The sequence below is a fragment of the Amycolatopsis sp. NPDC049253 genome (assembly GCF_040678995.1).
Taxonomy (GTDB): domain Bacteria; phylum Actinomycetota; class Actinomycetes; order Mycobacteriales; family Pseudonocardiaceae; genus Amycolatopsis.
In genome coordinates, this window is the sequence record NZ_JBFAQX010000021.1 from 41,266 (window position 1) to 54,930 (window position 13,665).

General features: G+C 71.4%; 14 protein-coding genes. 13 read left to right on the top strand and 1 reads right to left on the bottom strand.

The genetic code is table 11. From position 1 onward, the window contains the following. Positions 1–23 precede the first annotated feature (23 nt). The 8 genes from AB0K15_RS34280 (at position 24) to AB0K15_RS34315 (ending at position 7,358) form a co-directional block, all read left to right on the top strand. The gene (locus tag AB0K15_RS34280; RefSeq protein WP_364060029.1) at positions 24–902 is read left to right on the top strand and encodes a ribonuclease HII; all 879 of its coding nucleotides are present in this window, start codon (positions 24–26) and stop codon (positions 900–902) included. Further along, positions 899–1,222: a DUF2469 domain-containing protein gene (locus AB0K15_RS34285; RefSeq protein ID WP_003096226.1), complete on the top strand. Its 324-nt coding sequence runs from the start codon at positions 899–901 to the stop codon at positions 1,220–1,222. Before AB0K15_RS34280 ends, AB0K15_RS34285 begins: the two co-directional genes overlap by 4 nt. 251 nt (positions 1,223–1,473) lie before the next feature. Beyond that, entirely contained in the window at positions 1,474–1,854 is a 381-nt protein-coding gene (locus tag AB0K15_RS34290) for a YraN family protein (protein WP_364060032.1), read from the top strand. 158 nt (positions 1,855–2,012) lie between these two features. Then, complete coding sequence (locus AB0K15_RS34295; protein WP_364060035.1) at positions 2,013–2,192, top strand: hypothetical protein; 180 nt, start codon at positions 2,013–2,015, stop codon at positions 2,190–2,192. Then, the gene (locus AB0K15_RS34300) at positions 2,192–3,703 is read left to right on the top strand and encodes a YifB family Mg chelatase-like AAA ATPase (protein WP_364060038.1); all 1,512 of its coding nucleotides are present in this window, start codon (positions 2,192–2,194) and stop codon (positions 3,701–3,703) included. Before AB0K15_RS34295 ends, AB0K15_RS34300 begins: the two co-directional genes overlap by 1 nt. A gap of 142 nt (positions 3,704–3,845) precedes the next feature. Continuing rightward, positions 3,846–5,027 carry a DNA-processing protein DprA gene (dprA, locus tag AB0K15_RS34305; protein ID WP_364060041.1) on the top strand — a complete coding sequence of 394 codons (1,182 nt, stop codon included), beginning with the start codon at positions 3,846–3,848 and terminating at the stop codon, positions 5,025–5,027. A gap of 476 nt (positions 5,028–5,503) precedes the next feature. Then, the gene (locus AB0K15_RS34310; protein WP_364060314.1) at positions 5,504–6,400 is read left to right on the top strand and encodes a tyrosine recombinase XerC; all 897 of its coding nucleotides are present in this window, start codon (positions 5,504–5,506) and stop codon (positions 6,398–6,400) included. 109 nt (positions 6,401–6,509) lie between these two features. Next, positions 6,510–7,358 carry a FliA/WhiG family RNA polymerase sigma factor gene (locus tag AB0K15_RS34315; protein WP_364060044.1) on the top strand — a complete coding sequence of 283 codons (849 nt, stop codon included), beginning with the start codon at positions 6,510–6,512 and terminating at the stop codon, positions 7,356–7,358. On the opposite strand, the gene AB0K15_RS34320 is transcribed toward AB0K15_RS34315, so the two are convergent. Continuing rightward, a complete protein-coding gene (locus AB0K15_RS34320; protein WP_364060047.1) occupies positions 7,359–7,931 on the bottom strand; it encodes a M23 family metallopeptidase in 573 nt (190 codons plus the stop codon). Between the two features lie 1,476 nt (positions 7,932–9,407). Here AB0K15_RS34320 and rpsB point away from each other — a divergent pair. The 5 genes from rpsB (at position 9,408) to AB0K15_RS34345 (ending at position 13,593) form a co-directional block, all read left to right on the top strand. Next, positions 9,408–10,292, top strand: a complete 885-nt coding sequence (gene rpsB, locus AB0K15_RS34325; protein WP_360600020.1) for a 30S ribosomal protein S2 — start codon at positions 9,408–9,410, stop codon at positions 10,290–10,292. An 82-nt stretch (positions 10,293–10,374) separates the two neighbouring features. Next, positions 10,375–11,190, top strand: coding sequence for a translation elongation factor Ts (gene tsf, locus AB0K15_RS34330; protein WP_364060050.1), 816 nt, complete (start codon positions 10,375–10,377; stop codon positions 11,188–11,190). A gap of 135 nt (positions 11,191–11,325) precedes the next feature. After that, a complete protein-coding gene (gene pyrH / locus AB0K15_RS34335) occupies positions 11,326–12,069 on the top strand; it encodes a UMP kinase (protein WP_364060053.1) in 744 nt (247 codons plus the stop codon). Between the two features lie 49 nt (positions 12,070–12,118). Next, entirely contained in the window at positions 12,119–12,676 is a 558-nt protein-coding gene (frr, locus tag AB0K15_RS34340; protein WP_364060056.1) for a ribosome recycling factor, read from the top strand. Then, positions 12,676–13,593 carry a phosphatidate cytidylyltransferase gene (locus AB0K15_RS34345; RefSeq protein WP_364060059.1) on the top strand — a complete coding sequence of 306 codons (918 nt, stop codon included), beginning with the start codon at positions 12,676–12,678 and terminating at the stop codon, positions 13,591–13,593. Before frr ends, AB0K15_RS34345 begins: the two co-directional genes overlap by 1 nt. Positions 13,594–13,665: the final 72 nt, after the last annotated feature.

Genomic DNA, 13,665 nt, shown 5'->3' on the forward strand with positions numbered 1-13,665 from the left:
TCCGTCAGACGGGTATTGCAGTTGTGACCGTTCCCGCTCCCCGAACCCCGGCCGAACCCCTGCGGCCGCCGCGCGCCGTCGTGCGCGGCGAGCTGTTCTGGGGTCTGCAGGGTGCTCTCGAACGCCGTGGCCTCGGCCCCGTCGTCGGGGTGGACGAGGCCGGCGCCGGTGCGTGCGCGGGCCCGCTCGTGGTGGCCTCCTGCGTGCTGCGCCCCGGCGACGGCGCGCGGCTGCCGGAGCTCACCGACTCGAAGCTGCTCACCGCGAAGGCCCGCGACCGCGTCTACGACCTGGTCCTCAAGCGCGCCCTCGACTACGCCGTGATCGTGATCCCGTCCGAACAGGTCGACCTGCTCGGCATCCGGGTGATGAACCTCGAGGGGATGCGGCGCGCGGTCGCCGCTCTGCGCGACCATCCCGGGTATGTGCTCACCGACGGTTTCCCGGTGCCGGGCATCCCGGCGCCCAACGTCGCGGTCATCAAGGGTGACCGCAGCGTCGCCGCCATCGCCGCCGCGTCGGTGCTCGCGAAGGTGACGCGCGACCGCATCATGGCCGGCCTGCACGACGAGCTCCCGCACTACGGCTTCGACGTGCACAAGGGCTACAGCACCGCCGACCACCTGCGGGCTCTCACCGAGCACGGCCCCAGCCCCGCGCACCGCTGGTCGTACACGAATGTGGCCACCGCGGCGCTCGCACACGGACTCACCCCACCGCACCCGGTCGTGCTCACCTACGCTGCTCTGGAGAACGCGGCTTCGGAAGCCGCCGCAGAGGAGAATGGTTCTCGGGAAAACCCGAGCGCGCCGGTCCGTGCCCTGGCCCGCTCGGTGGGTAAGAATGAACGCTCCGCCGCCGGAGCAGCAAGACGAACGCGAGGAGGGGCGCGGATTTCATGAGCGCAGAGGATCTCGAGAAGTACGAGACCGAGATGGAGCTCTCGCTGTACCGCGAGTACCGCGACATCGTCGGCCAGTTCTCGTACGTGGTGGAGACCGAGCGGCGGTTCTACCTGGCCAACGCAGTCGACGTACAGGTACGCGACGGCGGCGGCGAGGTGTACTTCGAGGTCCGCATGTCGGACGCGTGGGTCTGGGACATGTACCGCCCCGCCCGCTTCGTGAAGCACGTCCGCGTCATCACGTTCAAGGACGTCAACGTGGAAGAACTCGACAAACCCGACCTGCGCCTCCCTGAGGACGGCCCCTTCTCGGGCTGAGGTCCCTCTCGGTTTCACCGGCCACCCGGGTTCGCCCGGGTGGCCGTTTTGTGTTCGCAGCTCCTAGCACCCGGCACTGACATTTTCACGCCGCCTTCCACCCCGTTTGCCTCGGTTATCCACAACTCCCCAGTTGTCCACAGCCTGGCTGTGAGATGGTGGCGCCCTCCCTCGTCACTCTGCGACGGTGGATCGCACACGCACCGTGACAGCCGGCGAAGGCCCGGCGACGGCGCGGCCGAGGGGGAGCGATGAACGACGGCCCGGACCCGGGCGCTCAGTGGCGCCGCGCGTTCGGCCGCTGGGGCGAAGACCTGGCGGCCCGGCACCTGCAGAACGCGGGCCTGGTGGTGCTCAGCCGCAACTGGCTCTGCCGCGAAGGCGAACTCGACCTCGTACTGGCCGACGGCGACAAGGTCGTCTTCTGCGAGGTCAAAACCCGCGCCACCAACGCCTACGGCTCCCCGGCGGAATCCGTGACGGCCGAGAAGATCACCCGCATCCACCGCGCCGCCCAACGCTGGCTGCGCGCCCACCGCGTCGGCTGGTGCCGCACCCGCTACGACGTCGTGACCGTCTTCGCCCCCGCCGGGGCCCACCCGCAGGTCCACCACATCGCGGGAGCCTTCTGATGCCCATCGCGTTTGCCCACTACCCGCACCGAGCCCACCTCGACAAACTTCGCGACTCACGTCGATCCGGTGTCCTCGCGAAGCTGCCCCGTGTTGCGCTGCCGCGGTGCAACTACACCGCCCCAGCCTTGGCGCTCCGCGGTGCCGGGAGCGGCTTTATGACCGCCGAAGCAGCCTGCGGGATTGCGTTGCCGCGCCGTGTCGGGCGTGCCCCTGCGGCCCACACCTTCGGTGTGCTGCTCACACCGAAGGTGCATTGCACCGGGCTGCTCGATGCCCGACGCCGCCACGCCGAGATCGGCGAAGCGACCCACGCGACCGTTGCGGAGGTGGCCTGATGCCCATCGCCAAAGCCTGGAGCGTCGCGCTCTTGGGAATCGAAGGCCGCGTGATCGAGATCGAGGCCGACCTCGGTGGCGGACTGAGCCGGGTGACCCTCGTCGGCCTGCCCGACGCCGGGCTGAGAGAAGCGAAGGACCGCGTGCGCTCGGCCGTCCGCAACTCCGGCCAGCCCTGGCCCGACGGCAAAGTCACGCTCGGCCTCTCGCCTGCCAACCTCCCCAAGGTCGGGTCCGGCTACGACCTCGGCATCGCCGCCGCCGTGCTTGCCGCGAACGGAGCCGTCCCGGCCACGAAACTGCTGCGCACCATCCTCCTCGGCGAACTGGCCCTCGACGGCCGCATCCGCCCCGTCCGAGGAGTACTCCCTGGGCTCCTGGCCGCCCGAGCCGCCGGTTACGAGCGAGCCGTCGTCCCGTCGGAGTCGCTCTTCGAAGCCGCGCTCGTCGACGGTCTCGAAGTCGCCGGCGTCTCGCGCCTGGCCGATCTCGTCGCGTGGCTCAAGGGCGAAGGCGAACTCGAGTCGAGTCCGGAACCCGTCGCAGCCGAACCACCGGAAGTACCAGACCTGGCCGACGTGGTCGGCCAGCCCGAAGCCCGCTGGGCACTGGAGGTTGCCGCCGCGGGCGGGCACCACCTGCTGCTCACCGGCCCACCGGGCGTCGGCAAGACGATGCTCGCCAAACGCCTGCCCGGCTTGCTCCCGGCGTTGTCCCAAGAGGAATCACTGCAGGTCACAGCGATCCACTCCATCGACGGCTCCCTGTCCAAGGCGTCGCCGCTCGTCACCGTCCCGCCGTTCGTCGCGCCGCACCACTCGATCACCGTCGCGGCGCTCGTCGGCGGTGGCAGCGGCATCGCGACGCCCGGTGCCATTAGCCGGGCCCACCGCGGCGTGCTGTTCCTGGACGAGGTCTGCGAGTTCAGCGGCCACCGCCTCGACTCGCTGCGCACCGTCCTCGAAGAGGGCGAGGTCCGCATCGCCCGCACCAAGGGCTCCGTCCGCTACCCGGCCCGCTTCCAGCTCATCCTGGCCACCAACCCGTGCCCCTGCGCGCCGCCGCGTGAGACCGACTGCATCTGCTCGCCGGTCGTCCGCCGGCGCTACCTCGGGCGGATCTCGGGACCGTTGCTGGACCGCGTCGACCTCCGCGTGCGCCTGCGGCCGCTGACCGCCATCTCCGCCCACCAGTCCGCGGCGCCGGAATCGTCCGAGACGGTCCGCGCCCGCGTCCTGGCCGCCCGCGACCGCGCGGCCCACCGCTGGCGCACACACGGCTGGCGCGCCAACTCCGACGTCCCCGGCCCCGCCCTCCGCCGCGAGTTCGTGTTGCCGTCGGCCACCACGGCCTTGCTCGACCGCGCCCTCGACCGGGGCCTCCTCACGGCCCGCGGCGCCGACCGGTGCCTTCGCATCGCCTGGACGCTCGCCGACCTGTCCGCCACGCCCCACCCGACCCCCGACCACGTCGCCGCCGCTCTCGACTTCCGTGAAAGGACCGCCGCATGACCCAGCCCCGAAAGGAATCCGCTGTGAAACGCCACCTGCGTCTCGTCTCGAATCCCCACAACCTGCCCGAACGCGATCCCGCCGGCGTGCGCGCCGTCCTCGCGCCGCGCCGGCTTTTGCTCGTGAGACTGAGAGGTGCGGCATGACGGCCCTGCCCACCGAACAGCCCGTCGCCGTGGCCACCGACGAAGAACGCCTCGCCCGCGCCTACCTGCTGCGCGTCGCCGAACCTCCGGCGCCGGCGTTGGTCGCGTTCGTGGGGGAGCGCGGACCCGTCGAGGCCGCGGCCCGCGTCCGCAGCGGCGACTGCCCCGACAAGGTCCGCCGGGAAACCGCCGCCCGGCGCGAAGTCGACCTGGCCGAGCAAGACCTGGAGACGGCGGCGAAAACCCGAGCCCGCCTCGTCGTCCCCGAGGACCACGAGTGGCCGGCGTGGCCGTTGCTCTCGCTGGCGGTCGCGACCGGCCGTGGAGTCGAGAACGTCGCCGCCCCGCTCGGCCTCTGGGTCCGCGGCGACGCCAACCTGGCGAAGGCGGCCGACCGAGCGGTCGCCGTCGTCGGGGCGCGCCTCGCGACCAACTACGGAAAACACCACTCCGCCGAGCTCGCCCACGGCCTCGCCAGCCGCGGCGTCCCGGTGTTCTCCGGCGCCGCCCTGGGCATCGACGGTGCCGCCCACCGTGGTGCCCTCGGCGCCGGCGGCGTCACGGTCGCCGTGCTGGGCTGCGCCGCCGACATCGGCTACCCGGCCGGCCACGTCGACCTGCTCAAGCGCATCGCTGACAACGGTGGCGCCGTCGTCAGCGAGTACGCCCCCGGCACCCCGCCCGCGCGCCACCGCTTCCTCGTCCGCAACCGCCTCATCGCCGGCCTCACCGACGGCACCGTCGTCATCGAAGCCGGCCTCCGCAGCGGCGCGCGCAACACCGCCACCACCGCGGGCGCCCTCGGCAAAGTCGTGATGGCGCTGCCGGGCCCCGTCCAATCCGCCAACTCCGCCGGCTGCCACGCCCTCATCCGCGACTGCAAGGCCACCCTGGTCACCTCCGTCGACGAGGTCGTCGACACCGTCGGCCGGTTCGGCCCCGCCCCCGAACCGGAAAACCCCCGCCCGCGCCGCCCCACCGACGTCCTCGCCCCGGAAGCCCTCCGCGTCTACGAAGCACTCGTCCCCCGCGCCGGCCGCTCGGCCGACCAGGTCGCCACCGAATCGGGCGTCCCGGTCGACCGCGTGCGCGCCCTGCTGCCCGAACTGGAAATCGACGGCTTCGCCGTCCGCGGCGACACCGGCTGGCGCCGCATCGTCCGCGCGGCACCACGGTGACCGGCGCTCGCCGCCGTGCCCATGCGGAAGACGAGTCCGTCCGGCCACGGATCGGTCCGCGGTGAACGGCTCCGAGTTTCGTGCGTGGCCGCCGGCCACGCGATGCCGGATCGCACCGGATGTCGCCGCGCTCGGCCGCACGCGGCACGGCATCCGCGCCGGTCCGCAGGACCTTGATCGGTGCCGGACACGGCGTCCCGCCGCGTGCCACTGCACCGACGCCCGCGCGGCACCTCGGTCGACGGCAACGACCGCGGCCGCGACGCACAGCCCGCTTGGCCCGGAATGTGCGTGCGGCACCGAGGAGAACGGCGTGGCGATGCTTGACCTCGGGCGGTGGTTCGCGCAGCGTGATCGTCATGTCGTCAGCGAGCGCCCGCCGGGACGCGGCCCCGCGCGCTTCGGGGCACCGGAAAGGTCCGCAGCGGCCGGATCTACGGGCGGTGCGCGAGGGGTTGCCCGGCCCGGAGCGCGCGCTGGTGGCCGAGTACGAACGGCATCTGGCGCTGGAGCGCGGGCTGTCGCCGCACACGGTGCGGGCGTACGTGGGCGACGTGGTGTCGCTGCTGGGGTTCCTGACCGCGGCGGAGGACGAGAACCGCGGGCTGGCGGATCTCGACCTCGGACTGCTGCGCGCCTGGCTCGCCGGGCAGCGCGCGGACGGCGCCGGCCGGACCACCTTGGCACGCCGGGCGGCGGCGGCGCGGACGTTCACTGCCTGGGCTCACCGCCAGGGGGCGCTGAAGGCGGACCCGGGCGGCCGGCTCGCGGCACCGCGGGCGCACCGGACGTTGCCGGGCGTGCTGCGGGCCGATCAGGCGGACGAGCTGATGCAGGCGGCCGCGATGGGAGCCGAGCAGCGGGATCCGGTTGCGCTGCGTGACCGTGCGCTCGTCGAACTGCTCTACGCGAGTGGCATCCGGGTGTCGGAGCTGTGTGGTCTGGACGTCGGCGCGGTCGATTTCGGGCGGCGTGTCGTCTCGGTGATCGGGAAAGGGGACAAGGAGCGGACGGTGCCGTTCGGCGTTCCGGCGGCCGAAGCGCTCACCGCGTGGCTCGACGCGGGGCGTCCGGAGCTCTCCGGTCCGAAGTCGGAACAAGCGCTCTTCCTGGGGGTTCGCGGCAGCCGGCTCGATCCGCGTGCGGCGCGGCGCGTGGTGCACGAAGCGGTGGCTGCGGTACCCGGAGCACTCGACATGGGGCCACACGGACTACGTCACTCGGCCGCGACCCATCTGCTGGAAGGAGGTGCCGATCTCAGGAGCGTTCAGGAACTGCTCGGTCACGCTACGCTTGCCACGACCCAGCTCTACACTCACGTGACCGTCGATCGGCTGAAGGCGATCCATGACCGAGCGCACCCACGGGCCTGACGAGGCCGGTGGCGGCTCGGCCGGAAAACCGGGGGCCGAACCGCCGGCGCACGCGCAGCCGCACGAGCACGGAGACCATACTGAGCCGCATGCCGAGAACGACCGTGCAATGACCTCCACGCCGCAAGTCACGGACGCCGGGGTGAGCACTGCCGGAGGCGAGGGCGCCGTCAGCGAGGACGGGCGTCCCGGTCATGACGTCGACGCGGGCATCCAGGCCTTGTGGCAGCAGTTCGCCGACAAGCCGGACCAGGTGTCGCGCGACCGGCTGGTGCTGCATTACGCGCCCCTGGTGAAGTACGTCGCCGGCCGCGTGGGCACGGGCCTGCCGACGCACGTCGACGTGGGCGACTTGGTGCAGTCCGGCATCTTCGGCCTCGTCGACGCGATCGAGAAGTTCGAGCCCGCCCGCGGGCTGCGGTTCGAGACGTACGCGATGCAGCGCATCCGCGGCGCCATCCTCGACGATCTGCGCTCCCAGGACTGGGTGCCCCGGGCCGTGCGCAGCAAGGCGAAGGAGGCGGAGCGCGCCCTCGAACGCCTCGGTGCGCGCCTGCACCGGACCCCCACCGACGCCGAGCTGGCCACCGAGCTCAACATCGGCCTCGACGACCTGCGCGACTTCTACGGCCAGCTCCAGCTCACCAGCGTCGTCGCGCTGGAGGACCTCGTCGCGGCCGGCAAGGACAGCGGTTCGCTCGTCGACACGCTCCCCGACGACGGCGCCGTCGACCCCGTCGCCGTCCTCGTCGACCAGGACAACCGCCGCCAGCTCGCAGAGGCCATCGCCCAGCTGACCGAGCGCGACAAGATCGTGGTCAGCCTCTACTACTTCGAAAGCCTCACGCTCGCCGAGATCGGCAAGGTCCTGGGCGTCACCGAGTCCCGCGTGAGCCAGCTCCACACCCGCGCCGTGATGCGGCTGCGCGCCAAGCTCACGGAGCAGCCCAGCACCTGATTACCGCGGGTCGGCCCACGGTTTAAGCCGGACTCGGCCCGGCGTGCCGACGAGCGCCAGCGGATCGATGTACTCCTCTCCCTTGCGGGCGCCCCAGTGCAGGCACGCGGCGGTCGGACAGCCGGGGTGCCCGGCGGCCACGGTGCCCAGCGGCTGGCCGCGGTAGACCTGGTCGCCGGCGGCCACGGACGGCGTGAGGGGCAGGTAGGTCGTGCGAAGACCCCCGTCGTGATCCACCGCGACGACGCCGTGGCCCCCGACCTCGCCCGCGAAGATCACCACGCCCATATCGGCCGCGAGAACCTGCTGCCCCGCAGCAGCCTCCAGGTCGACGCCGCGGTGGCCGGGCCCGTAGACCGTGGCGGGCGGCTCGAAGAACCGGGTGACCTTCGGCCGGGGTGTGAGCGGCCACGCCAACCGCCCCGCTTGCGCGCCGGCCCCCGCTGCAGGCGGAACATCCGCGAACGCCCGCCCCGCCCACGCACCGGGCACCACGGCCAGCAGCACCAGCGCCGCACCCAGCACCAGCCGGGTCCGCCCCGCCGCCCGGCGCAGCACATCGAGCCACCGCATCCACAACGGCGGCGCCGGGCGCCGGTGGCGGCCCCGCCGAGGCCTTCCGGGCAGCACCGGCCTGGCGGCCACCGCGCCCCGACTCGGCGACGCATCGCGGCCGGACCGCGCCGGCCGGCCGGACCGCGCCGGGGGGCCAGGCCGGTCAGGCAGGGCAGCGCCGCCGAGCAAGGCAGGTCCGGGGAGCAAGAGAGGTCCGGGGAGCGAGTCATGCACGCCCGGCATGGCAGGCACGCCCGACATGGCGGACTCGCCTGGCAAGGCCGGCTCGCCTGGTGAGGCAGAACCACTCGGCAAGGCGCCGGGCCTGGCATGCACGTCCCGCGAGGCAGAGCCGCCCGGCATGGCAGAGCCGCCCGGCATGCCGGACTCGTTTGGCAAGGCGGAGTCGCCCGGCATGGCAGTGTTGACCAGCATGGGCGAGCCGCTGGACATGGGGGACGCGCTCGGCGAGGCGGCGCCGCCTGGCGTGGCGGAGTCGCGTGGCGTGGCGGAGCCGCTGGACAAGGCAAACGTGCCCCGCGAGGCGGACGCGCTCGGCGAGGCGGCGCCGCCTGGCGAGGTGGAGTCGCGTGGCGTGGCGGAGCCGCTGGACAAGGCAAACGTGCCCCGCGAGGCGGACACGCTCGGCAAGGCCGAGCCGCCCGGCGCGGCGAAGTCGCGTGGCGTGGCGGAGTCGCCTGGCGAGGTGGAGTCGCGTGGCGTGGCGGAGCCGCTGGACAAGGCAGAGCCGTCAGGCAAGGCGAGCCGGGAAACCCAAGGCGCCCCTCGGGCGCCCGCAGCACCCACGGCACGTCGAGCATCCGGCCGGCCGAGCGGACCCCAAGCACCTAGCTCGGCCGAACCACACAGGCCACCCGCCGCGCGCGAGTCACCTGAAGGATCCGAGGCGCCCGAAGCGGCCAGAACCCCCAGAACACCCGCAGCCCCCGGATCAGCAAGCACACCAGAAGCGCCCACACCACCCGAAAACCGCAAAACACGCAGCATCCGCAAAGCGCCGCGCCCCAGCGCAAAGCGCGGCCGCGGCGTCGGAGAGGGCGGCGGGGAACACGAGGTCGTCGTCACGGGTTCGATCATGCGGCACCCTCGGACCGGCACCCTGCCAACAAGGCGAGTTATCCACAGGTGGCCCGAGTTGTGGACAACTCCGCCGGGCGGGAGCGCTGCCGGTGGGGGCGCCCCTGGTGGCAGGGGGTAGAATCTTTCCCGCAGCCCACTCGCTGGGCTGACTTCGCGTGCTCGTGCGCGCGGCCCCGGACGGTTCCGCTTGAAACACCAGTGGAGGCCCGGACGGAGGAGTCGCACGGCGCCCGGCGGTCCCTGGGGTTCTCGGCAGTGAGAGCACCGGGGTCCGGATGCCGGCACGAGCACCAGGGCGAGCGGTCACCCGGCCGCGAGCGACAAACCGAACGAGCACGTCCGCGGGCGCGAACCGCGGGGGTGCGCGACTACAGAGAAGGTGTGATTCCGGCAATGGCCGTCGTCACCATGAAGCAGCTGCTCGACAGCGGCGTGCACTTCGGGCACCAGACCCGTCGGTGGAACCCGAAGATGAAGCGCTACATCTTCACCGAGCGCAACGGCATCTACATCATCGACCTGCAGCAGACGCTGACGTACATCGACCGTGCGTTCGAGTTCATCAAGGAAACCGTCGCGCACGGCGGCACGATCATGTTCGTCGGCACGAAGAAGCAGGCTCAGGAAGCCATCGCCAACGAGGCCGCGCGCGTGGGCATGCCCTACGTGAACCAGCGCTGGCTCGGCGGCATGCTGACCAACTTCCAGACCGTGCACAAGCGCCTCCTGCGCCTCAAGGAGCTCGAGGCCCAGGAGCAGACCGGCGGCTTCGCCGGCCTCACCAAGCGCGAGATCCTCACGCTCACCCGTGAGAAGGACAAGCTCGAGAAGACCCTCGGCGGTATCCGCGACATGGCCAAGGTGCCGAGCGCGGTGTGGATCGTCGACACGAAGAAGGAGCACATCGCCGTCGGCGAGGCTCGCAAGCTGAACATCCCGGTCGTCGCGATCCTGGACACGAACTGTGACCCGGACGAGGTCGACTACCCGATCCCGGGCAACGACGACGCGATCCGCTCGGCCGCGCTGCTCACCAAGGTGGTGGCCGAGGCCGCCGCCGCCGGTCTGATGGCCCGTTCGAGCCGTGGTGGCGCGTCGGCCGACGCGAAGCCGGAGCCGGGCGTGGCGTCGGACGAGCCGCTGGCCGAGTGGGAGAAGGAGCTGCTCGCCGGTTCGGAGACCGCCGCGGCCGACGCCACCGAGGCGGCTGCCGCGACCGAGGCCGCCACCGAGGCGGCCCCCGAAGCCGTGACCGAGCAGGCCCCGGCCAACTCCTGATCCACCGTGCCCGGGTGGCCCGCGCAGGGCCACCCGGGCGCTGATCACCTCACACGTACCTGAAACGGACGGATTCAACACGATGGCGAACTACACCGCCGCTGACGTGAAGCGCCTGCGCGAGATGACCGGCGCCGGCATGATGGACTGCAAGAAGGCCCTCGAAGAGAACGACGGCGACTTCGAGAAGGCCGTCGAGTTCCTGCGCATCAAGGGTGCCAAGGACGTCGGCAAGCGCGCCGAGCGCGCCACCGCCGAGGGCCTCGTCACCGGCGAAGGCGGCGTGCTCATCGAGCTCGACTCCGAGACCGACTTCGTCGCCAAGAACGACGACTTCCAGCAGCTCGCCGCGAAGATCGTCGAGGTCGCGAAGACCCTCAAGACCAGCGACGTCGAGGCCCTCAAGGTCGCCGACCTCGACGGCAAGCCCGTGATCGACACCGTGCAGGAGCTCTCGGCCCGCATCGGCGAGAAGCTCGAGCTGCGCCGCGTCGTCGCGTTCGAGGGCAAGACCGCCACCTACCTGCACCGCCGCGGCTCGGACCTGCCGCCGGCCGTGGGCGTGCTCGTCGAGTTCACCGGTGACGACGCCGAAGCCGCCCGCGGTGCCGCCATGCAGGTCGCCGCGCTGCGCGCGAAGTACCTGACCCGCGAGGAGGTGCCGGCCGAGATCGTCGAGAACGAGCGCCGCATCGCCGAGCAGACCGCCCGCGAAGAGGGCAAGCCGGAGCAGGCCCTGCCGAAGATCATCGAAGGCAAGGTCACCGCGTACTACAAGGACAACGTCCTGCTCGAGCAGCCGTCGGTCAAGGACAACAAGAAGACCGTGAAGGCCCTCCTCGACGAGGCCGGCGTGACCCTGACCCGGTTCGCCCGGTTCGAGGTCGGCCAGGCCTGAGCGAGGTACTGGGACTAGGTTCTGCCACTGTGCCCCCGTCTCCGCGGTGCGGGGACGGGGGCACAGTCGGGTCCAGCCGCCCGGCACCCTCACAAAGGGGAACGGCGGCCATCGAACACAGGAGGCGACACACAGATGGGTGACCGGGTCGACGGTGGCTACCGAAGGGTGCTGCTGAAACTGGGCGGCGAGATGTTCGGTGGCGGCTCGATCGGGGTCGACCCCGACGTCGTCCACTCCGTCGCGCGCCAGATCGCCGCGGTCGCGCGCACCGGCGTGCAGGTGGCGGTGGTGATCGGCGGTGGCAACTATTTCCGCGGTGCGGAGCTGTCCCAACGGGGGATGGACCGTGACCGCGCCGACTACATGGCCATGCTGGGCACCGTGATGAACTGCCTGGCCCTGCAGGACTTCCTGGAGAAAGAAGGCCTGCCCACCCGCGTGCAGACCGCCATCACGATGGGCCAGGTCGCCGAGCCGTACATCCCGCGCCGCGCCGAGCGGCACCTGGAGAAGGGCCGCGTGGTCATCTTCGGCGCCGGGGTCGGCATGCCGTACTTCTCTACCGACACCGCCGCCGCGCAGCGCGCGCTGGAGCTCGGCTGCGAAGCCGTGCTCATGGCCAAGGCCGTGGACGGTGTCTACACCGCCGACCCGAAGATCGACCCGAGCGCCACGATGTTCCACGAGATCAGCCACCGCGAGGTGCTCGAGCGAGGCCTCAAGGTCGCCGACGCCACCGCGTTCAGCCTCTGCATGGACAACAACATGCCGATCATCGTCTTCAACCTGCTCACCGAGGGGAACATCGCCCGTGCGGTGAGTGGTGAGAGGATCGGGACGCTGGTCAGCACCCCCGCCGACGGGGTGTCGGCCTAGACCTGCTGGGATCAGCACAGGTTCGACCATCACAACACCGGGAGTAGCCGTGATCGACGAGACCCTCCTCGACGCCGAGGAGAAGATGGAAAAAGCGGTGTCCGTCGCGAAGGACGACCTGACGTCGGTGCGGACCGGCCGGGCCACCCCGTCGATGTTCTCGCGCATCGTCGTCGAGTACTACGGCGCGATGACCCCGCTCAACCAGCTGGCGAGTGTCAACGTGCCCGAGGCGCGCATGGCGCTGATCAAGCCCTACGACCAGACGCAGCTCGGTGCCATCGAGAAGGCCATCCGCGAGTCCGACCTGGGCGTCAACCCCAGCAACGACGGCAACGTCATCCGCATCGTCATCCCGCAGCTCACCGAAGAGCGGCGCAAGGAGATGGTGAAGATGGCGAAGGGCAAGGGCGAGGACGCCCGCGTGTCGATCCGCAGCATCCGCCGCAAGGCCAAGGAAGAGCTCGACCGGATCGCCAAGGACGGCGAAGCGGGTGAGGACGAGGTCGCGCGCGCCGAGAAGGAGCTGCAGAACCTCACCGACACCTACGTGCACCAGGTCGACGAGCTGGTGAAGCACAAGGAAGCCGAGCTGCTCGAGGTCTGATGAGCCAGGTGAGCGAGGAACGAGACGAGCGGGTGGAGCACACCCCGCAGCCGGACCCGGCTGACAAGCCCGAACCGGGTGGACAGCCGGAGCCGGCCAAGAAGGACTCCCGGGCCGGGCGCAACCTGCCCGCGGCCATCGGTGTGGGCCTGGTGCTCGGCGCGGCCATCATCGTTTCCCTGCTCACCGTCCGCTTCATCTTCATCGGGGTCATCGCGATCGCGATCGGGGTCGGCACCTTCGAGTTCGCCGGCGTGCTCAAGCGCGTCGCGAACATCAAGGTCGCGATGATCCCCGTGCTCGTCGGCGGCCAGGCGATGATCTGGCTGGCCTGGCCGTTCGGCCGCGCGGGCGCGCTCACGGCGTTCGTCATCACGGTGCTCGCCTGCCTGCTCTGGCGGCTGCCCGGCGGCGCCGACGGCTACCTGCGCGACATCTCGGCTTCGGTGTTCGCGAGCGCGTACCTGCCGCTGTTCGGCGCGTTCGCCGCGATGCTCGTGACGCCCGAGGACGGCGTCGGCCGGGTCCTCACGTTCCTCATCGCCGTGGTCGCCTCCGACACCGGCGGTTACATCGCCGGCGTGCTCGGCGGCAAGCACCCGATGGCACCGACGATCAGCCCGAAGAAGTCCTGGGAGGGCTTCGCCGGGTCGATGGTCGCCGGCATCGTCGCCGGCATCCTCACGATCAGCCTGATGCTCCACGGCCACACCTGGCAGGGCGTGGTCTTCGGCGCGGCGATCGTGCTCACCGCGACGCTGGGCGACCTCGTCGAGTCGCTGATCAAGCGCGACCTCGGCATCAAGGACATGGGCACGCTCCTGCCAGGCCACGGCGGCATCATGGACCGGCTCGACTCGCTGCTGCCCTCGGCCGTCGTCTCCTGGCTGCTGCTGTCCGCGTTCATCCCCGCGTGACGCGCCCGACCCCCCTGAGCCACCCGACCCCCGGACCTGCGGTGGGAGCTTCGGCCTCCCAGGGGTAGCCAA

Bases quoted from the DNA above. Each gene is read 5' to 3' on its own strand.
- rpsB (WP_360600020.1), top strand. From the start codon at position 9,408: ATGGCCGTCGTCACCATGAAGCAGCTGCTCGACAGCGGCGTGCACTTC.
- AB0K15_RS34295 (WP_364060035.1), top strand. From the start codon at position 2,013: ATGACCGCCGAAGCAGCCTGCGGGATTGCGTTGCCGCGCCGTGTCGGG.
- tsf (WP_364060050.1), top strand. From the start codon at position 10,375: ATGGCGAACTACACCGCCGCTGACGTGAAGCGCCTGCGCGAGATGACC.
- AB0K15_RS34320 (WP_364060047.1), bottom strand. From the start codon at position 7,931: ATGCGGTGGCTCGATGTGCTGCGCCGGGCGGCGGGGCGGACCCGGCTG.
- AB0K15_RS34315 (WP_364060044.1), top strand. From the start codon at position 6,510: ATGACCTCCACGCCGCAAGTCACGGACGCCGGGGTGAGCACTGCCGGA.
- dprA (WP_364060041.1), top strand. From the start codon at position 3,846: ATGACGGCCCTGCCCACCGAACAGCCCGTCGCCGTGGCCACCGACGAA.
- AB0K15_RS34345 (WP_364060059.1), top strand. From the start codon at position 12,676: ATGAGCCAGGTGAGCGAGGAACGAGACGAGCGGGTGGAGCACACCCCG.
- AB0K15_RS34285 (WP_003096226.1), top strand. From the start codon at position 899: ATGAGCGCAGAGGATCTCGAGAAGTACGAGACCGAGATGGAGCTCTCG.
- AB0K15_RS34290 (WP_364060032.1), top strand. From the start codon at position 1,474: ATGAACGACGGCCCGGACCCGGGCGCTCAGTGGCGCCGCGCGTTCGGC.
- AB0K15_RS34300 (WP_364060038.1), top strand. From the start codon at position 2,192: ATGCCCATCGCCAAAGCCTGGAGCGTCGCGCTCTTGGGAATCGAAGGC.
- pyrH (WP_364060053.1), top strand. From the start codon at position 11,326: ATGGGTGACCGGGTCGACGGTGGCTACCGAAGGGTGCTGCTGAAACTG.